General features: G+C 74.4%; 12 protein-coding genes. 8 read left to right on the top strand and 4 right to left on the bottom strand.

Annotated features, from left to right (window positions below; translation table 11 throughout):
• Window positions 1-468: 468 nt before the first annotated feature.
• From IHE55_RS24775 to IHE55_RS24770, 3 genes are all read left to right on the top strand, one after another.
• A complete protein-coding gene (locus IHE55_RS24775; RefSeq protein WP_197991048.1) occupies window positions 469-987 on the top strand; it encodes a cupin domain-containing protein in 519 nt (172 codons plus the stop codon).
• A 224-nt stretch (window positions 988-1211) separates the two neighbouring features.
• Window positions 1212-1331: an LPFR motif small protein gene (locus tag IHE55_RS32390; protein ID WP_269671503.1), complete on the top strand. Its 120-nt coding sequence runs from the start codon at window positions 1212-1214 to the stop codon at window positions 1329-1331.
• Window positions 1332-1431: 100 nt separating this feature from the next.
• Entirely contained in the window at window positions 1432-3843 is a 2412-nt protein-coding gene (locus IHE55_RS24770; protein ID WP_197991047.1) for a Tex family protein, read from the top strand.
• Window positions 3844-4088: 245 nt separating this feature from the next.
• Here the strand turns inward: IHE55_RS24770 and IHE55_RS24765 are convergent, their stop codons facing one another.
• Window positions 4089-5726 carry an ABC-F family ATP-binding cassette domain-containing protein gene (locus IHE55_RS24765; protein ID WP_197991046.1) on the bottom strand — a complete coding sequence of 546 codons (1638 nt, stop codon included), beginning with the start codon at window positions 5724-5726 and terminating at the stop codon, window positions 4089-4091.
• Window positions 5727-5901: 175 nt separating this feature from the next.
• On the opposite strand from IHE55_RS24765, the gene IHE55_RS24760 reads away from it, so the two are divergent.
• On the top strand, window positions 5902-6912 hold the full coding sequence (locus tag IHE55_RS24760) for an FAD-dependent oxidoreductase (RefSeq protein ID WP_197991045.1): 1011 nt from the start codon (window positions 5902-5904) through the stop codon (window positions 6910-6912).
• 506 nt (window positions 6913-7418) lie between these two features.
• Here the strand turns inward: IHE55_RS24760 and IHE55_RS24755 are convergent.
• Entirely contained in the window at window positions 7419-8318 is a 900-nt protein-coding gene (locus tag IHE55_RS24755; RefSeq protein WP_197991044.1) for an aldo/keto reductase, read from the bottom strand.
• A 627-nt stretch (window positions 8319-8945) separates the two neighbouring features.
• On the opposite strand from IHE55_RS24755, the gene IHE55_RS24750 reads away from it, so the two are divergent.
• The gene (locus IHE55_RS24750) at window positions 8946-9419 is read left to right on the top strand and encodes a hypothetical protein (protein ID WP_197991043.1); all 474 of its coding nucleotides are present in this window, start codon (window positions 8946-8948) and stop codon (window positions 9417-9419) included.
• A 2-nt stretch (window positions 9420-9421) separates the two neighbouring features.
• Entirely contained in the window at window positions 9422-12487 is a 3066-nt protein-coding gene (locus IHE55_RS24745; RefSeq protein ID WP_197991042.1) for a tetratricopeptide repeat protein, read from the top strand.
• A gap of 74 nt (window positions 12488-12561) precedes the next feature.
• On the opposite strand, the gene IHE55_RS24740 is transcribed toward IHE55_RS24745, so the two are convergent.
• Window positions 12562-14298, bottom strand: coding sequence for a BCCT family transporter (locus IHE55_RS24740; protein WP_197992230.1), 1737 nt, complete (start codon window positions 14296-14298; stop codon window positions 12562-12564).
• A gap of 519 nt (window positions 14299-14817) precedes the next feature.
• Here IHE55_RS24740 and IHE55_RS24735 point away from each other — a divergent pair.
• Window positions 14818-16302 (top strand): M1 family metallopeptidase, encoded by a 1485-nt coding sequence (locus IHE55_RS24735; RefSeq protein ID WP_232266791.1) that lies wholly within the window; start codon window positions 14818-14820, stop codon window positions 16300-16302.
• Window positions 16303-16476: 174 nt separating this feature from the next.
• Complete coding sequence (locus tag IHE55_RS24730) at window positions 16477-17181, top strand: MerR family transcriptional regulator (RefSeq protein WP_197991040.1); 705 nt, start codon at window positions 16477-16479, stop codon at window positions 17179-17181.
• Window positions 17182-17366: 185 nt separating this feature from the next.
• Here IHE55_RS24730 and IHE55_RS24725 read toward each other — a convergent pair whose 3' ends face one another.
• Window positions 17367-19550 carry a 3-hydroxyacyl-CoA dehydrogenase NAD-binding domain-containing protein gene (locus tag IHE55_RS24725; protein WP_197991039.1) on the bottom strand — a complete coding sequence of 728 codons (2184 nt, stop codon included), beginning with the start codon at window positions 19548-19550 and terminating at the stop codon, window positions 17367-17369.
• Between the last annotated feature and the right edge of the window lie 5 nt (window positions 19551-19555).

The raw sequence follows: 19555 nt of genomic DNA, 5'->3' as shown, positions 1-19555 counted from the left end.
GCGGGCCCCTGCCGGGGCTTCCCGGGCCGGCGGGGCGTCGGTGCGCACGAGGGTGGTGGTCGCCGCCGGGGCCGGGGGCCGCGTCCGGTGAGGGTTCCGGGGGTGCCGCGCGCGTGCCCCGGGTGCTGCCGGGGAGGTGGCCCGCGGCACGGGCCGCGGTCCCGGGGCGAGGGCCTGCGGTCCCCGGGGCACTCCGGCGCCCGGCCCCGGGGACGGCCCGGTGGGCCCGCACCGCACGGCCGGCCGGAGTGCCGCACGGCCGGCCGTGCGGTGCGGCGCCGGTCCGCCCGGTGGTCCCGGTGGCCGCCTCCGGCCCGTCACCAGGCCCGGAGCGGCGGGTCCCGGTCCCCGCGGTACCCGGTCCACGGTCCTCGGTCCGGGCCGGCCAGAGATCACCCGCGAGTCCGATGCCGTCCTCCGGGTGAGCGGACCAGGATGCCGGTGGATGATCCATCGAAGGAGCGCACCATGTCCCACCCGGAAGACTTCGCGTACCCGCCGGCCCGCTACCACGGCACCACGGGCGAGGTGAACGCCACCTTCCGCCCGGCCGACACCCCGCCGGACATCTCCTCGCCCGGCGCGACCACGCACTACCTCGCCACCCACGCGTCCACCGGCGGCGAGTTCGGCCTGTACAAGGTGGAGCTGGGCGCCCGCTCCCCCGGTGCCAGGACCCACTTCCACCGGGCGATGTCGGAGTCCTTCTACATCCTCTCCGGCGAGCTGGAGCTCTACAACGGCGAGCGGTGGGTCACCGGCCGCACGGGCGACTTCCTTCACGTCCCGGTCGGCGGGCTGCACGCGTTCCGGAACGTCACCGACGAACCCACGTCCATGCTCATGCTGTTCTCCCCCGGCGCCCCGCGCGAGGAGTACTTCGAGCGGGTCGCGGAGATGGCGCAGCGCGGCGGTGAGGAACTGGAGCGGTTCCGCGTCCGGCACGACAGCTACTTCCTGGAGGACCTCGAACCCGGTCAGGGGTAGGCCGCGGCCGTCGCCGGCCCGCCGCTCCCCCCGCCCCGGCGACCGCCACCCCCGGCGAGCCCGGCCGGCACGCGTCCCCCGGCGAGCCCGGCCGGCACGCGTCCCCGGCGGGACCGGCCCGGCGGCGGGTCCGTACCGGCGGGGTGGCGGCGCCGGCCGGGGTTTGCGCGGCCGGGAGCCGGTCACCCGTTCGGGTGTCACCGGTTTCCGACCCAGGAGGCACCATGTTCCGCGCCATCGCCGACGTCCTGCGCACGATCGGCTCCACCCTCGCCGCCGTCGTCACCCTCCCCTTCCGCGCCCTGGCCCGGCTCTTCGGCGGCGCGTCCCGCGGGGCGCACTGACCCACCGTCGGCACGTCGGACCCGGCGCCGCCGTCCGGCCACCGCCACCTGCCACAATGCAGACGCAACCGGACGGGACGACAGGAAGCCGAGCGGAAACGTGACGACGTCCATCGAAGGCAGGATCGCCGAGGAGCTCGGCGTACGGGAGCGGCAGGTCAAGGCGGCCGTCGAGCTGCTGGACGGCGGCTCGACCGTGCCGTTCATCGCGCGTTACCGCAAGGAGGCGACCGAGACCCTCGACGACGCCCAGCTGCGGACGATCGAGGAGCGGCTGCGCTACCTGCGGGAGCTGGAGGAGCGGCGGACCGCGGTCCTGGAGTCGGTCCAGGCGCAGGGGAAGCTGGACGACGCGCTCCGCGCGCGGATCCTCGCCGCCGACTCCAAGGCGCGGCTGGAGGACATCTACCTGCCCTTCAAGCCCAAGCGGCGCACCAAGGCGCAGATCGCCCGGGAGGCCGGGCTGGAGCCGCTCGCCGACGGGCTGCTGGCCGACCCCTCGGTGGAACCGCTCGCCGCCGCGGCCGCGTTCGTCGACGCGGACAAGGGGGTGGCCGACCCGGCGGCGGCGCTGGAGGGCGCCCGGGCCATCCTCACCGAGCGGTTCGGGGAGGACGCCGACCTCATCGGGGAGCTGCGCGAGCGGATGTGGCGGCGCGGCCGGCTGGTGACCCGGGTACGGGAGGGCAAGGAGGAGGCGGGCGCGAAGTTCGCCGACTACTTCGACTTCGCCGAGCCGTTCACCGAACTGCCCTCGCACCGGGTGCTGGCCATGTTCCGCGGGGAGAAGGAGGAGATCCTCGACCTGACGCTGGAGCCCGAGGAGCCGTCCGCCGAGCCCGGGACGTCGTCCTACGAACCGCTGATCGCCGCCCGGTTCGGCATCGCCGACCGGGGCCGGCCCGCGGACGCGTGGCTGAAGGACACCGTCCGCTGGGCCTGGCGCACCCGCATCCTGGTCCACCTCGGCATCGACCTGCGGCTGCGGCTGCGCACCGCCGCCGAGGACGAGGCGGTACGGGTCTTCGCCGCCAACCTCCGCGACCTGCTGCTCGCCGCGCCCGCCGGCACCCGGGCCACGCTGGGGCTGGACCCCGGTTTCCGGACCGGGGTGAAGGTGGCCGTGGTGGACGGCACCGGGAAGGTCGTCGCCACCGACACCATCTACCCGCACGTGCCGCGGAACCGGTGGGAGGAGTCGCTGGCCACGCTGGCCGAGCTGGCGCGGAAGCACGCGGTGGAGCTGATCGCCGTCGGCAACGGCACCGCGTCCCGGGAGACCGACAAGCTGGCGGGCGAGCTGTGCGCGCGGCACCCGGAACTGAAGCTGACCAAGGTGATGGTCTCGGAGGCCGGCGCCTCGGTCTACTCGGCCTCCGCGTTCGCCTCGCAGGAGCTGCCGGACCTCGACGTGTCGCTGCGCGGCGCGGTCTCCATCGCCCGGCGGCTGCAGGATCCGCTCGCCGAACTGGTGAAGATCGACCCCAAGTCGATCGGGGTCGGCCAGTACCAGCACGACCTGTCGGAGGTGAAGCTCTCCCGGTCGCTGGACGCGGTGGTCGAGGACTGTGTGAACGGCGTGGGTGTGGACGTCAACACCGCCTCGGCCCCGCTGCTGGCCCGGGTCTCCGGCATCGGTTCCGGGCTCGCCGAGAACATCGTGGCGCACCGCGACGCGAACGGCCCGTTCCGGTCCCGCAAGGCGCTCAAGGACGTGCCCCGGCTGGGCCCCAAGGCGTACGAGCAGTGCGCCGGCTTCCTGCGCATCCGGGACGGGGAGGACCCGCTGGACGCCTCCAGCGTGCACCCCGAGGCGTACCCGGTGGTGCGGACGATGGCGAAGTCGGTGGGGGGCGGGGTGGCCACGCTCATCGGCAACACCGAGGTACTGCGCTCGCTGCGGCCGGCCGACTTCGTCAACGACACCTTCGGCCTGCCGACCGTCACCGACATCCTGCGGGAGCTGGAGAAGCCCGGCCGGGACCCGCGCCCGGCCTTCCGGACCGCGGCCTTCAAGGAGGGCGTGGAGACCCTGGGCGACCTGGAGCCGGGCATGGTGCTGGAGGGCGTGGTCACCAATGTGGCGGCGTTCGGCGCGTTCGTGGACATCGGCGTGCACCAGGACGGCCTGGTGCACGTCTCCGCGATGTCCCGCACCTTCGTGAAGGACCCGCGGGACGTGGTGAAGCCGGGCGACATCGTCAAGGTGAAGGTCCTCGACGTGGACCTGCCGCGCAAGCGGGTCTCGCTGACGCTGCGGCTGGACGACGAGGCCCGGTCCGGCTCCGGCGGCGGCCGGGGCGGCGAGCGCGCGGCGCGGGGTGACCGCTCCGGGCGCGGCGGCCAGGGCGGCGGAGGCGACCAGGGCGGTCGCGGCGGCCGGGGCGGCGAGGGCCGGCGCGGCACCCCGCAGCAGCGGCGCGGCAACGGCCGGGAGCAGCGCGGCGGACGGGACTCCGCCCCGGCGGACGGCGCCATGGCGGACGCGCTGCGGCGGGCCGGCCTGCTGTAGCACCCGTGCGGTGGGCCGCCGGGCGGGACCCGGCGGCCCGGGTCCGTGCGGTGACCGGCGCACCGGCCCGGCCGTACGAAGTCCGCCGCACCGGCCCGGCCGTACGAGGCCCGGCGCACCGGCCCGGCCGTGCGGGATCGGTGCGCACGCTCACGCGACGGCGGCCGGTGCGGCGCGGTCCGGTCGTCAGGGGCCGGCCGCACGTACGGTCCGGCCGTCGCCGGGCGGGCCGGGCGCCCGGCGGCTCAGTGCTCGGTGACCCGGCCGTCGGCCACCGCGATGCGGCGGGTGGTGTGCACCGCCTCCAGCATCCGCCGGTCGTGGGTGACCAGCAGCAGCGTCCCCGGGTAGGAGGCGAGCGCCGACTCCAGCTGCTCGATGGCCGGCAGGTCCAGGTGGTTGGTCGGCTCGTCCAGCACCAGCAGGTTGACCCCGCGCGCCTGGAGCAGGGCGAGCGCCGCCCGGGTCCGCTCGCCCGGCGAGAGGGTGGCGGCGGGCCGCAGCACGTGCGCGGCCTTCAGTCCGTACTTGGCGAGCAGGGTCCGCACCTCCGCGGGCTCCAGCTCGGGCGTGGCCGCGCCGAACGCGTCGAGCAGCGCCTCGTCGCCGAAGAACAGCGCCCGGGCCTGGTCGATCTCCCCCACCACCACGCCGGAGCCGAGCGAGGCGGCGCCGCGGTCCGGCCGCAGGCGGCCGAGGAGCACGGCGAGCAGGGTGGACTTCCCCGACCCGTTGGGACCGGTGATGGCCACCCGGTCCGCCCAGTCGATCCGCAGGTCCACCGGGCCGAGGCGGAAGTCCCCGCGCCGCAGCTCGGCGCCGCGCAGGGTGGCCACCACCGCCCCCGAGCGCGGGGCGGCGGCGATCTCCATGCGCAGCTCCCACTCCTTGCGCGGCTCCTCCACCACCTCCAGCCGCTCGATCAGGCGGTCGGTCTGCCGGGCCTTGGCGGCCTGTTTCTCGGTGGACTCGATCCGGGCGTTGCGCTGGATCTTGTCGTTGTCGCTCGCCTTGCGGCGCGCGTTGCGCACGCCCTTGTCCATCCAGGCGCGCTGGGTGCGGGCCCGGGCCTCCAGCGTGGCGCGGGTCCCGGCGTACTCCTCGTACCGCTCCCGCGCGTGCCGCCGGGCGGTCTCCCGCTCCTCCAGGTACGCGGTGTACCCGCCGCCGAACAGCGTCACCTGCTGCTGGGCGAGGTCCAGTTCGAGCACCTTGTGCACGGTGCAGGCGAGGAACTCGCGGTCGTGGCTGACCAGCACGGTGCCGGCCCGCAGCCCGGTGACGAACGACTCCAGGGTGCGCAGCCCGTCCAGGTCCAGGTCGTTGGTGGGCTCGTCGAGCAGGAACACGTCGTACCGGCTCAGCAGCAGGGAGGCGAGCGAGGCGCGGGCGGCCTGCCCGCCGGAGAGCGAGGTCATCGGCCGGTCCAGGCCGGTGCGCAGCCCCAGCGTGGCGGTCACCTCCTCGGCCCGCTCGTCGAGGTCGGCGGCGCCCAGGGAGAGCCAGCGCTCCAGGGCGACGGCGTACGCGTCGTCGGCGCCGGGATGCCCGTCGGCCAGCGCCCGGGTGGTGGCGTCCAGCTCCGCCTGGGCGGCGGCGACTCCGGTACGGCGGGCGAGGAAGTCCCGTACGGTCTCCCCCGGCCGCCGCTCCGGTTCCTGCGGCAGGTGTCCGACGGTCGCGTGCGGGGGGCTGAGGGAGACCGAGCCCTCCTCCGGCTCGTCCAGCCCGGCGAGCATCCGCAGCAGGGTGGACTTCCCGGCCCCGTTGGCACCGACCAGGCCGATCACCTCGCCGGGGGCGACGACCAGGTCCAGGCCGGAGAAGAGGGTGCGCTCGCCGTGCCCGGCGGCGAGGTCCTTGGCAACGAGAGTGGCAGTCATGGGACCGCCGATCCTAACGAAGGGTGCCCCGGGCCCGTCTTCCGCTTTTCCGCCGCGCGCCGCCCGTCCGCCGGCGGAGCCGGTCCGCGGCCGGCCGCCCGGCGTCCGCGCGAGGGGGTGCGGGGCTCCCGGCCCCGGGTTCCGCGGCGCCGGAGACGGCGACTAGCCTCCGGCCATGACGAGCGATGTGATCGTGATCGGTGGCGGGGTGATCGGGCTGACCACCGCCGTGGTCCTGGCCGAGAGCGGCCTGCGGACCGGTGTCTGGAGCCGGGACCCGGCCGCGGACACCACCTCGGCGGTGGCCGGCGGCCTGTGGTGGCCGTACCGCATCGAACCGCTGGAGCGGGTCGGCCGCTGGTCGCTGGAGACGCTGCGCGAGCTGACCGCGCTGGCCGCTCCGGACCCCCTCGGCGCCGCCGGTGCGGCCGGGCCCGGGGACGAACCGGACGGACCCGGCCCCACCGGGGTGCGCCTCGCCGAGGGCACCATGTGCGGGACCGGCCTGGCGGACGTGGCCGCCTGGGCCGCCGAGGTGCCCGGACTGCGCACCGCCGCGCCCCACGAACTGCCCGACGGGGTCGGGCGGGGGCTGCGGGCCCGGGTGCCGCTGGTGGACATGCCCGCCTACCTGGCGTACCTGCGACGCCGGCTGGAGGCGGCCGGCGGCACGGTGGAGGCCCGGACCGCCACCTCCCTGGCGGAGGCCGCCGGGCACGCCCCGACCGTGGTGAACTGCGCCGGGCTGGGGGCGCGCGAGCTGGTGCCCGACCCGGCGGTACGGCCGGTGCAGGGCCAGCTGGTGATCGTGGCGAACCCGGGCGTCACCACCTGGACGGTCGCCGCCGACGACGCCTCGTCGGACACCACCTACCTCCTGCCGCAGCCGTACGGGCTGGTGCTCGGCGGCACCGCGCGGGAGGACGCGTGGGACACCGAGCCGGACCCGGCGACGGCCGAGGCGATCATCGCCCGCTGCGCCCGGTTCCACCCGGAGGTGGCCGGCGCCGAGGTGCTGCGGCACCGGGTCGGGCTGCGCCCGGCGCGCGCCGAGGTGCGTCTGGCGGTGGAGGAACTGCCCGACGGCGCGCGGGTGGTGCACAACTACGGGCACGGCGGCGCCGGGGTGACGGTGTCCTGGGGCTGCGCCCGGGAGGCCGCCCGCCTCGCCGACCGGACCGGCTGAGCCGGCGGACACCGGGCGGCACGCCGACGGGGGCCCCGCGCGGGTGCGCGCCATCGAGGACACCGTCGGCAACCTGCTGGACACCGCGGGCCCGACCCCGGCGCAGGCCGCCGGCGAACCGGCCGAGCGCCGCCTGCGCGCGGCCTCGGCCCCGGGCACCTCATCCGCACCACCGTCGCGGCCGGCCGGGGCCGCGGGGCCCGGTGACGCCGGGATCACGGGGCTGCCGCCGGGCGGCGCGACCGGAAGTCCGTCGGGCCGCCGCCGTCCCCCGGGGCGCGCGGGCCCGCACGCCGCGAGGCCCGGACGGCACCGGCGGCTCCGGTCCCGCCTGCCGGACCAAGCCGTACGGCCACGGCACCACCGTCGCGGCCGGCCGCGGGCGGCGGGTGGGCGGTCACCGGCACCGGGCGGCGGGCCGGGCTCCGGCGGTCACCGCCACCCGGCGGTGAGCGGTCAACGGCGCCGGCCGGGCCGGCAGGGGCCCGGCCGGCTGCCGCGCCGCCTCACCCGTCGCCCCGGCCCGCGGACGCCAGCAGGGCCATCTCCTCCGCGGTCAGCCTCAGGCCCGCGGCCGCGACGTTCTCGGCCAGGTGGCCGGGGTCGCCGGTGCCGGGTATGGCCAGCACGTGCGGGCCGAGCCCGAGGGTCCAGGCGAGCCGCACCTGGGCGGGGCTCGCCCGGTGGGCGCGGGCGACGGCGAGGACCGCGTCGTCCTCGGTGCCGACCGGGCCGGCCTCGCGCCCGTTGCCGGCGATCGCGTAGAAGGGCACGAACGCGATGCCCTGGTCGCCGCAGGCGCGCAGGAACGCGTGGGCCCTGGGCGGGGCGCCGACGCCGTACGGGTTCTGCACACACACCACCGGCGTGATGGCCAGCGCCTCGGCGAGGTGGTCCGGCCGGGCGTTGGAGATGCCGAGGTGGCGGATGAGGCCGGCCCGGCGGAGTTCGGCCAGGACGCCGAAGTGCTCGGCGACGGACCCGGTGGTGGCCTGCCGTTTGACCCGGAGGTTCACCAGGTCCAGGTGGTCCCGGCCCAGCTGCCGCAGGTTCTCCTCGACCTGGCCGCGCAGCTGGCCGGGGTCGGCCCACCACCAGTCGCCGTCCGGGTCCCGCCCGGGACCGACCTTGGTGGCGATCACCAGATCGTCCGGGTACGGGGCGAGCGCCCGGTTGATCAGTTCGTTGGCGGAACGCAGCGGCGAGAAGTAGAACGAGGCGGTGTCGATGTGGTTGACGCCCAGTTCGACGGCCCGGCGGAGCACCGCGACGGCCCGGTCCCGGTCACTGGGCGAGCCGTCGGCCCGGGCGGTCAGCCGCATGGCGCCGAAGCCCATCCGGTTGACCGTCAGGTCCCCCAGGCGCCAGGTGCCGGCGTGCGCGGCGTCGATCGTCTGTGTGGTCATGGCCGGAGTCTGCCACCCGGCCGACGGGCTGCCCGGGGCCGCGCAGCCGCACCGGCGGACCCGCCCGCACCACCACCCCTCAGGGCCCCTCCGGCCCCTCCGGCCGGTCCGCCCCGGCCGTGGGCGCGAGAAGCCCGGCAGGACCGGCGTGTGCCAGGCGCAGTTCGTCCGCAACGCTGTTGACGCGGCCGGCTCCTCCGCCGGCCACGGGCGATGCCCAGCAGCCGGCGGCAGCCCGGAGGGCCGCGGCCGCGCACTCCGGCAGCACCTCCGCAGGACCCGCTCCGTCCCTCGCCCGGGGAACTGCAACGAACGTGTCACGGCGCCCCCAACGGGTGGGCACGGCAAACCCGTTCGGTCATCCTGATCCGGCATGGTTCGGCACGATCCGTCGCCCATGGGGGGAGTGGCAGCCAGGGGGGCATGGACGGGCTGGTCGGGCGCTGGACGGGGAGTGGGGGGTGCGTTGGGGGGTCACCAGGAGCGCGGCGGCCGTGCTGACGCCGCCGGCGCGGCGGAAACTTCTCCGGCGCGTGCGCTCCGCCGCCCGAGGCACCGAGAAGCCTGGCTCCGCCTCCGCCTTCGCCCGCCCGCCGAAGTCGGTCCTGAGGGTTGGAGAGGGTATTCGTGACAGATCAGGAACTTGCGGTACTGGCCATGTCCGGTGCGACAACGATCGTGGCCGCGATGGCCACGGACGCCTGGGCCACCGTCCGTGAGGGGTTCTTGGCGGTCATCCGCCGCCGCAGCCCCGAGCTGCATGACGACGTCGAGGCACAACTGGACGACGGCGCGGCCCTGTTCGCCCCGGACCAGGACACCGAGCCTGCGCGCAGACTGCTGATCAGACAGTGGCAGCTGGAGCTGGAGAGGTTCCTGGCCGCGCATCCCGACGCGGCCGAGGAGTTGGAGGCGCAGACGCACCGGATGCAGGCGGCACTGGCTGCGGCACCACAGCAGCGGAACCAGTACAACACCGCCCGTGACCGCGCCGTGGTCAACGCCGTGCAGAACGGGAACCAGAACACCTACTACATGGACTCCGGCACCCGGTTACCCGGACCGCCCGCGGGTCCGGCGCGTCAGGACAGGGAGGACTGAGCGTGGACGCGCCGGTGGGCCCCCGCGACGGCGTGGTGTACACGCAGATCATCACGGCCACCGGTGGTGGCCGGGTCAATGCCGTGCAGCACGGGGACCAGTACAACTACATCTACCGCGGCACCCCGCCGTACCGGGTGGAGCCCTTCCCCGTGACGGTTCCGGCCGCGCTGCCCGCGGGGCTGGCACGGATGCCCAGCCGGCTGCTGATGGCCCGCCACCAGGTGGTCCCGTTCCTTCCCCGGCCGGAACTGGCGTTGCTGGAGACGTGGCGCGACGGCGAGTCGCCGGGGCTCTCGGTGCGTCTGGTGCACGCCGAGGGCGGGTCGGGCAAGACCCGGCTGGCCGCCGAGTTCGCCGCACGCTCGGCCGGGGCGGGATGGGCCGTCGCGCTGGCCCGTCACCGCAGCGAGGTCTCCTCGGCCGGGGGCGGTGACCAGAGCCTGGCCGTGCGGGCCCCGGGCCTGGTCGTGATCGTGGACTACGCCGAGCGCTGGCCTCTGGAGGACCTGATCACGCTGGTACGCCAGCACCGTGACGCCGCCCGCGACCGGCTGCGCATCCTGCTGCTGGCCCGCCCGGCCGGCATGTGGTGGCAAGGCCTGGCCCACCAGTTCACGAAACTCGACATCCTGGACGTCGACGCCCTGCGGCTCGAAGGGATCCCGGACACCAGGGGGGCTCGTGCCGACATGTACGTCGCGGCCCGCGACCGGTTCGCCGAGATCTTCGCCCACACCCACCCCACGAGGATCGGTGTACCCGGCAATCTCGACGACCCGGCGTTCGCCCTGACCCTGACCATCCATATGCGCGCCCTGGTCGACGTGGACGCCGCCGGCCGCGGATGGACACCCCCGCCGGGCAGCAGTCAGGCGAGTCTCTCGTCCTACCTGCTGGACCGCGAACACGACCACTGGCGCTCCCTCCACGACCGGGGCCGCGGTCCGCTGCGGACCACCGAGCAGGCCATGGGCCGGGCGGTGTACGTGGCCACCCTCACCGGCACCCTGCCACCCGACGAGGCCACAGCAGCCCTCACCCGCACCGGCGCCGCCGGCACCCCGGCCGCCGGCTGGCAACTGGTCGCGGACCACGCCCACTGCTACCCGCCCGCCGGCCCCGGCCTGGTACTCGACCCACTCGCCCCCGACCGCCTCGGCGAGGACTACCTCGCCCTGACCCTCCCCGGCCACGAGGAGGAATTCGGGTACCACGCCACCGATCCCTGGACGATCACCACACCCGGCGCGCTCCTCGCGCCCGACCATCAGGACGGCAGACCGGCCCCCTACACCCGCCAGGCCCTGACGGTCCTGATAGAGGCGGCCCACCGCTGGCCCCACCTGGCCACCCGGCACCTCGACCCGCTCCTGCGCCGCCACCCCGCCCTGGCCCTGGCCGCCGGCAGCGCCGCCCTGGCCCGCCTGACCGACCTGCCCACCCTCGACATCAGCGTTCTGGGAGCCATCAACTCCCACTTTCCCGAAGGCCGGCACACCGACCTCGACGTCGGCATCGCCGCCGTCACCGCACGCCTGGTACACCACCACCTGGGCACCTTCCGGGACCCCGCCGCACGCGCCCACGTCCTGCATTACCTCGCCAGACGCCAGTTCCATGCCGGCCTGCGCGACGAAGCCCTCACCTCGGGCCGGCAGGCCCTGCGGATCTGGCGGGACCTCTCCTCCACCGACCCCGCCCACGAGCCCGACCTCGCCGACATCCTGACCAACCTCGGCGTCTTCCTGTCGGAGGTGGGGCGGCGCGAGGAAGCACTGACCTTCACCCAGGAAGCGGTGGCGATCCGGCGCCGGCTGGCGGCGGACGACCCGGCCACCCACGAACCCGACAGCGCGGTCGCGCTGACCAACCTCGGCAGCCAACTGTGGGCGGTGGGGCGCCGGGAGGAAGCCCTGGCCGCCACCGAGGAGGCGGTGGCGATCCGGCGCCGGTCGGCGGCGGGCGGTCCGGCGGCCCACGAACCCGACCTCGCCAACCTCCTGACCAACCTCGGCGTCTTCCTTTCGGAGGTGGGGCGGCGCGAGGAAGCACTGACCTTCGCCCAGGAGGCAGCGGCGGTCTTCCGTCGGCTGGCGGCGGTTGATCCCGGAACCCACGAACCCGACTTCGCCGGCGCGCTGAACAATCTCGGCAACCATCTGTCGTGGGCGGGGCAGCGGAAGGAGGCACTGGCCGCCACCGAAGAGGCGGTGGCGATCCACCGCCGGCTGGCGGCGGACAACCCGGCCGCCCACGAACCCGACCTCGCCACCTCACTGCACAGTCTGGGCAGCCGGCTGTCGGAGGCCGGGCGGTGGGAGGAGGCGCTGACCGCCACCGAGAAGGCGGTGACGATCCGGCGCCGGCTGGCGACAGCTCATCCGACGGCTCACGAACCCGGCCTCGCCGGCGCGCTGAACAACCTCGGCGTCTTCCTGTCGGAGGTGGGGAGACGGGAGGAAGCCCTGACCGCCGCCGAGGAGGCGGTGACGATCCGGCGCCGGCTGGCGACAGCTCATCCGACGGCCCAGGAACCCGGCCTCGCCGGCGCGCTGAACAACCTCGGCACCCGGCTGTCGGAGGTGGGAAGGCGGGAGGAGGCGCTGACCGCCACCGAAGAGGCGGTGACGATCCGGCGCCGGCTGACGGCCGACAACCCGGCCGCCCACGAACCCGACCTCGCCACCTCACTGCACAGTCTCGGCACCCGGCTGTCGGAGGCCGGGCGGCACGAGGAAGCCCTGACCGCCACCGAGGAGGCGGTGACGATCCGGCGCCGGCTGACGGCCGGCAACCCGGCTGCCCACGAACCCGACCTCGCCCTCTCGCTGTCCGCATGGGCGCAGGTGCGCCATGTCGCACGACAGGACATGCCCGAGGCGCTGCGGGCGACGGTGGAAGCGGTGGAGATCTACAGCAGGCTCGTGAAAACCGCGCCCGCGCCGTTCGTTTCGCCGCTGCGCCGTGTGGTGAGCCTGCAGGCGGACCTGCTCCGGAGCCTCGGGCATCGGCGGGAGGCGGAGGCCGTCCGGGCCTGGCTCGCGGCGAACGATCCCCGCGGATGAGTGGTTCCGTGAACGGTCAAGCCGCCCCGGCAAGGGGCCGTGGCGTCCTGGATGCCGCATCGTGGAGACACGCGCTAGGTGCCGCGGGGTCCGGACGGGGACTCCGGAGGTTCACCGCCGGGGCCGTCCCTGGGGGCCGAGTGGGGGTGCCGCCGGGGGGCGGCCGGGGGCTCGGGCGGGGTGGTGGCGGGCCCGATCCGGATCTCGAAGTCACCCGCGTACTTCTGGTGGCCGGCGATGACCGCCATCTCCACCGCCTCCTCGCCCAGCTCCCCCCGCATGATGAGCGGATCGCGCCGCAGATCGCGCATCAGGGCGACGCACATCGCCACCATGACCAGGGTGAACGGTGCCGCCGCGAGGATGGTGAGGTTCTGCAGGCCGGTGAGGGCGTCGCCCTTCCCGCCGCCGATGAGCAGCATCACCGCGGCGACCGCCCCGGTGACGGAGCCCCAGAACACGACCACCGGCCGGTTCGGCTCGAAGGAGCCGCGCTGGGAGAGGGTGCCCATCACGATGGACGCCGCATCGGCCCCGGAGATGAAGAAGATGCCGACGAGGATCATCACGACGATGCTCATCAAGGTGGCGGCCGGGTACTCCTGGAGGACGCCGAAGAGCTGCTCCTCCTGGGTGGTGCGGCCGTGCAGCCGGCCCTCGTCGCGCAGCTGCATGGCGGTGCCGCCGAAGATCGCGAACCACACCAGGCTGACCGTGCTGGGCACCAGGATCACCCCGCCGACGAACTGCCGGATGGTGCGTCCGCGGCTGATCCGGGCGATGAACATCCCGACGAACGGGGTCCAGGAAATCCACCACGCCCAGTAGAAGACGGTCCAGTTGCTGAGCCAGTCGGCGACGCCCTTCCCGCTGCTGGCCTCGGTCCGGGCGACCAGCTGCGGCAGGTCCCCGAGGTAGGAGCCGACGGTGGTGGGGAGCAGGTCCAGGACGAGGATGGTGGGGCCGACGACGAAGACGAAGACCGCCAGGATCAGCGCGAGCACCATGTTGATGTTGGACAGCCACTGGATGCCCCGCTCCACCCCGGAGACCGCGGAGGCGACGAACGCCGCGGTGAGGACGGCGATCACCACCACCAGCAGCCCGGTGCCGACGTGGTCCATCCAGTCCAGTTCCTCGATGCCGCTGCCGATCTGGAGCGCGCCCAGGCCCAGTGAGGCGGCCGATCCGAAGAGGGTGGCGAAGATGGCGAGGATGTCGATGACCTTGCCGCCCCAGCCGTTGACGTGCCGCTCGCCCAGCAGCGGGGTGAAGACCGCGCTGATGGTCTGCCGCCGGCCGCGCCGGAAGGTGCTGTAGGCGATGGCGAGCCCGGCGACCGCGTAGATGGACCAGGGGTGGAGGGTCCAGTGGAAGACGGTGGTGGCCATCGCGGTCTCCATCGCCTCGGCGGAGTCCCGCGGGTCGGTGCCCGGCGGCGGGTCCACGAAGTGCGCCAGCGGCTCGCTGACCCCGAAGAACATCAGGCCGATGCCCATGCCGGCGCTGAACATCATCGCCACCCAGGAGACGGTGCGGAACTCCGGCTCCTCGGCCGCCTTGCCCAGGGTGATCCGGCCGTACCGGCTGATGGCCAGCCACAGGGCGAAGAGCACGAAGCCGGAGGCGGCGAGCACGAACGCCCAGCCCCCGTTGTGCATCAGTCCGTCGAGCATGCTGCTGGAGGCGTCCTCCAGCGAGTCGGTGCCGAGCGCACCCCACAGGACGAAGGCGATGGTGAGCGCGGCGGCGACACCGAACACCAGGGGGTCGGTACGGGCGATGTGCGGCCGGTGCGGGGCGCCGGCCATGTCGGCGATGATCGAGTGGTGGTGCCGCGTGTCCCCGGGCCCGCCGTCGTCCCCGGGCCGGCCCTCGTCCCCGGGCGGGCCGTCCTCGGCGGCCTTACCGTTCTCCGACATGCACCGGCCTTTCACTGGTCCGCCGGGCGTCCCTCCGGCGCTTCGCCGGCTCCTCGCGCGCCGGCCGTCCCCGTACCGCTTACCACGGGCCGCGGGGACCCGGACGGAGGCGCGGGGGCGGCCCGGGGAGCGGTCCGGCGGTATCCCGCGACCGGGTGACGGCGGGCTGGGCCGTCCGGCGGCGGCCCGTGCGGCGGGCCCGGACCACCGGGAGCGGGCCGCCTCGCCGGCGGCGGACCGTGCCGCTGAGGCGGCCGTGTCGTCCGGATGTCGAACACATGACAGTTAGCACCGGTGTACGAGACGACCGGGTGTGCCGGTGCGTAGAGTCCGAGTGATCGTTCTCCCCTACGAGTTGGAGGACTCGTGCGTCACAGACTCCTCGTCCCGGCCGCCGCCGCGGCCTGCATGGTGCTGGCGATCCCGGCATCGGCCGCCGAACCCTCTCCGGGCGCCCCGGGCATCGGCGACTCGTACTACCCGTCCTACGGCAACGGCGGGTACGACGTGTCCCACTACGACCTGCGGCTGAAGTACCAGCCGGACACCGACCGCCTGGAGGGCACCGCGACCATCGTCGCCCGCGCCACCCAGAACCTGTCGCGGTTCAACCTCGACTTCGCACTCGACGTGGAGTCGGTGCTGGTCGGCGGGAAGAAGGCGGCCTTCAAGGCCACCGGGGACCACGAGCTGGAGATCACCCCGGCGGGTCGGCTGGACTCCGGCAAGCCGTTCACGGTCGTCGTCCGCTACCACGGCACCCCCTCCGAGGTCGAGGTCGGCGGGTACACCGCCTGGCTGCGGACCCCGGACGGCGGGGTGGCGGCCAACGAGCCCGAGGGCGCCTGGTGGTGGTACCCGAGCAACGACCACCCGCGTGACAAGGCCACCTTCGACGTGTCGGTGGCGGTGCCGGACGGCACCCAGGCGATCAGCAACGGCACGCTGCAGTCCACCACCTCGCGGCTGGGCTGGACGCGCTACAACTGGCGCTCGGACAAGCCGCAGGCGACGTACCTGGCCACGCTGGCGGTCGGCAAGTTCGACGTCACCACCGACACCACCGCGGGCGGGCTGCCGGTCATCAACGCCTACAGCAAGGACCTGGGCGCCAACGACGGCGCCGCCCGCGCCAGCCTGGAGCGGACCGGCGAGGTCGCCGACTGGCTCGCCGGGCTGTACGGCCCGTACCCGTTCAACGCGCTGGGCGGCTACGTGCCCAACGTACCGACCGGTTACGCGCTGGAGACCCAGACCCGGCCGTTCTACAGCCCCCGCCAGTTCGCCCGGGGCGCCAACGTCTCGGTGGTGGTGCACGAGCTGGCGCACCAGTGGTACGGCGACAGCGTCTCGCTGAAGGACTGGCGCGACATCTGGGTCAACGAGGGCTTCGCCCGCTACTCGGAATGGCTGTGGTCGGAGAAGGAGGGCGAGGGCACCGCGCAGGAGCTGGCGGACTACACCTACGCCCTGTACCCGGCGGACGACCCGTTCTGGACGGTGCGGCCGGGTGACCCGGGCGCGGAGAACCAGTTCCACCGCGCGGTCTACGACCGCGGGGCGCTGGCCCTCCAGGCGCTGCGCAACGAGATAGGTGACGAGGACTTCTTCACCATCCTCCAGCGGTGGCCCACCGAGTACCGCTACGGCAACGCGTCGGTGGCCGACTTCCGCCGGTTCGCCGAGAAGGTGTCCGGCAAGCCGCTCGCCGAGCTGTTCGACACCTGGCTGTACACGCCGTCCAAGCCCGCCGCCGCGGCGGCCCGGTCGGTGGCCCTGGGCGCCCCGAAGGCCCCGGCGGAGCCGAAGTCGTGGCGGAAGATCCAGGCGACCAACACCGTGCACAGCCACGGCCGCGACGCCCACCGCGGCGAGGAGCACCGCGGTCACTGATCCCGCCCGCGGCCCGGTCCGGGCCGCCGCGCCGCCCGTCCCGACGCCCCGGGGCGGGCGGCGCGGCGTTCCCGCGCGGCGCCGGGTTCCCCGGCGACGCCTTTCACACCGATGATGAGACAGCAATACTGTTGAATCTCGGTGAGCGCAGACCGTACGAGTGAGGGGTGGCCCATGACCAGCGAGACCGGGGACGCCACACTCACCGTCGACGAACTCGCGGCGCGCGCCGGGGTGACCGTCCGCACCATCCGTTTCTACAGCACCCGGGGCCTGCTGCCGCCCCCGGTGATCGGCCCCCGCCGGGTGGGCCGCTACGGGCCGGAGCACCTGTCCCGGCTGGCGCTGATCGAGGAGCTCCAGCACCACGGGATGACCCTGGCGGCGATCGAACGGTACCTCGAACAGCTCCCGCCGGACCTCAGCGCCAACGACCTGGCCATCCACCGCGCGCTGGTGGCGTCCTGGGCGCCGGACAGCCCCGAGGACATGACCCGCGCCCAGCTGTCCCGCCGGGCCGGGCGGGAGCTGACCGACCACGACATCGACCGGCTGGCGGCGATGAGCATGCTGGAGCGCACCGGGGACCCGGACGTCTTCCGGACCGATCCGGCCATCCTCCACCTGGGGCTGCGGCTGCTGGACGTGCCGATCGCGCTGGAGACCGTCCTCGCCGCGCACACCGTGGTGCTGGAGCACACCCGGTCCGCGGCGCGCGAGCTGAGCCGGCTCTTCCGGGACGAGGTGTGGGGCGAGGAGAAGGCGGCCATCAAGTCGCTGTCGGCGCACATGCAGCCGCTGGTGGTGCAGGCCTTGGTGATCGCCTTCCAGCGGTCCATGAAGGAGGAGCTGCGGGCCTGGTACGGGGAGACCGGCTGACCCCGGCCACCCCGCTCCCCCGCCGGCCCGCTCCCCCGCTTCCCCGCTTCTTGGCCTCCCCGCGCTCCCGACGCACCGCGTCCGCTCCCCCGCCGGAGACCCCGGACCCGTTCCGCCCGGCGCCGGCCGCGCCCCGGGGGTGGCGGTCGGCGCCGGGCGGGATGGTCACCGGCCCGGGCGGGGCCTCAGCCGTCGGTGAAGGTCTCCCCGGCGGCGGCCTTCTCCAGCAGCAGCCGCGGCGGCGCGAACCGCTCCCCGTACGCGGCCTCCAGTTCCCGCGCCCGGGCCGCGAAGCCGGCCGGACCGCCCTGGTAGCCGTTGATGTACTGGAGCACGCCGCCGGTCCAGCCGGGGAAGCCGATGCCCAGGATGGAGCCGATGTTGGCGTCGGCGACCGAGGTCAGCACCCCCTCCTCCAGCAGCCGCACGGTGTCGATCGCCTCGGCGAAGAGCATCCGCTCCTGCATGTCCCGGAACGGGATGGTGGCGCCGGTGGTGAAGTGCTCGCGCAGGCCCGGCCACAGCCGGGTCCGGCGGCCGGTGGACTCGTCGTAGTCGTAGAAGCCGGCGCCGCCGCTGCGCCCGGTGCGGCCGAACTCGTCCACCATCCGGTCGATGACCTCGTCCGCCGGGTGGCCGGGCCAGCTGCCGCCCGCCTCCTCCACCGCCCGCCGGGTCTCGTCGCGGATCCTGCGCGGCAGGGTGAGGGTCAGCTCGTCCATCAGCGACAGCACCTTGGCCGGGTAGCCGGCCTGGGCGGCGGCCTGCTCCACCGAGGCCGGGTCGATGCCCTCGCCGACCATCGCCACGCCCTCGTTGATGAACTGCCCGATGACCCGCGAGGTGAAGAAGCCCCGGGAGTCGTTGACCACGATCGGGGTCTTGCGGATCTGGCGCACCAGGTCGAAGGCGCGGGCCAGGGCCTCGTCACCGGTCCGCTCGCCCTTGATGATCTCCACCAGCGGCATCTTGTCCACCGGGGAGAAGAAGTGCAGGCCGATGAAGTCGGCGGCGCGCTCCACGCCCTCGGCGAGCAGCGTGATGGGGAGGGTGGAGGTGTTGGAGCACAGCAGGGCGTCGGGGGCGACCACGCCCTCGATCTCCTGGAACACCTTGTGCTTGAGCGCCGGGTCCTCGAAGACCGCCTCGATGACCGCGTCGCAGCCGGCCAGGTCCCGCGGGTCGGCGGTGGGGGTGATCCGGGCCAGCAGCGCGTCCCGTTCCGCCTCGGTGGTACGGCCCTTGGCCAGTGCCTTGGCGAGCAGGCCCTCGGAGTACGCCTTGCCCTTGGCCGCCGCCTCCAAGGAGACGTCCTTGAGGACCACCTCGATGCCGGCCCTGGCACAGGCGTAGGCGATCCCGGCGCCCATCATCCCCGCGCCCAGCACGGCGGCCTTCCGCACCTGGCGCGGCTCGACGCCCTCCGGGCGGCTGCGGCCGGCGTTGACCGCCTGGAGGTCGAAGAAGAACGCCTGGATCATGTTCTTCGCGGTCTGCCCGGTGACCAGCTCGGTGAAGTAGCGCGCCTCGATGACCTGCGCGGTCTCGAAGTCCACCTGGGAGCTCTCCACCGCGGCGGCCAGGATGTTGCGCGGCGCGGGGTAGGGCGCGCCGGCCAGCTGCTTGCGCAGGTTGGCGGGGAAGGCCGGCAGGTTGGCGGCGAACTTCGGGTGCGCCGGGGTGCCACCGGGGATCTTGTAACCCTCGGTGTCCCAGGGCTGCCGGGACTCGGGATGGGCGTCGATGAACGCCCGGGCCATGGCCAGCATCTCCTCCTCGGTGGCGGCGACCTCGTGCACCAGGCCCTCGGCCAGCGCCCGCCGCGGGTCGTACCGGCGGCCCTGGAGGAGGACCTTGAGCAGCGCGTCGGTGATGCCCAGCAGCCGTACGCTGCGCACCACGCCGCCGCCGGCGGGGAGCAGGCCCAGGGTGACCTCCGGCAGGCCGATCCTGGAGCCGGGCGCGTCGAGGGCGATCCGGTGGTGGCAGGCGAGCGCGATCTCGTACCCGCCGCCGAGCGCGCTGCCGTTGAGGGCGGCCACCACCGGCTTGCCCAGGGTCTCGATGCGGCGCAGGTCGCGCTTGATGTCCAGGCCCTTGCGGAACGCCTGCTCGGCGTCGGCCGGGCCGATCCTGATCATGTCGCGCAGGTCGCCGCCGGCGAAGAAGGTCTTCTTCGCCGAGGTGATGATGATGCCCCGGATGGAGTCCCGTTCGGCCTCGGCGCGGTCGGCCACCGCCTCCAGGGAGGAGATGAAGGCGGCGTTCATGGTGTTGGCGGACTGTCCGGGATCGTCCAGGACGAGGGTGACGACTCCGGTCCCGTCCTGTTCCCAGCGGATGGTGGACGCTGCGGGGGTCTCGCTCATGTTCG

It is taken from the genome of Streptomyces pactum (genome assembly GCF_016031615.1).
GTDB lineage: Bacteria > Actinomycetota > Actinomycetes > Streptomycetales > Streptomycetaceae > Streptomyces > Streptomyces pactus.
Note: the sequence above shows the minus strand (reverse complement) of the source record. Positions and strands in the feature narration are given on the sequence as shown.

Bases quoted from the DNA above. Each gene is read 5' to 3' on its own strand.
- IHE55_RS24775 (WP_197991048.1), top strand. From the start codon at position 469: ATGTCCCACCCGGAAGACTTCGCGTACCCGCCGGCCCGCTACCACGGC.
- IHE55_RS32390 (WP_269671503.1), top strand. From the start codon at position 1,212: ATGTTCCGCGCCATCGCCGACGTCCTGCGCACGATCGGCTCCACCCTC.
- IHE55_RS24765 (WP_197991046.1), bottom strand. From the start codon at position 5,726: ATGACTGCCACTCTCGTTGCCAAGGACCTCGCCGCCGGGCACGGCGAG.
- IHE55_RS24760 (WP_197991045.1), top strand. From the start codon at position 5,902: ATGACGAGCGATGTGATCGTGATCGGTGGCGGGGTGATCGGGCTGACC.
- IHE55_RS24755 (WP_197991044.1), bottom strand. From the start codon at position 8,318: ATGACCACACAGACGATCGACGCCGCGCACGCCGGCACCTGGCGCCTG.
- IHE55_RS24740 (WP_197992230.1), bottom strand. From the start codon at position 14,298: ATGGCCGGCGCCCCGCACCGGCCGCACATCGCCCGTACCGACCCCCTG.
- IHE55_RS24735 (WP_232266791.1), top strand. From the start codon at position 14,818: ATGGTGCTGGCGATCCCGGCATCGGCCGCCGAACCCTCTCCGGGCGCC.
- IHE55_RS24730 (WP_197991040.1), top strand. From the start codon at position 16,477: ATGACCAGCGAGACCGGGGACGCCACACTCACCGTCGACGAACTCGCG.
- IHE55_RS24725 (WP_197991039.1), bottom strand. From the start codon at position 19,550: ATGAGCGAGACCCCCGCAGCGTCCACCATCCGCTGGGAACAGGACGGG.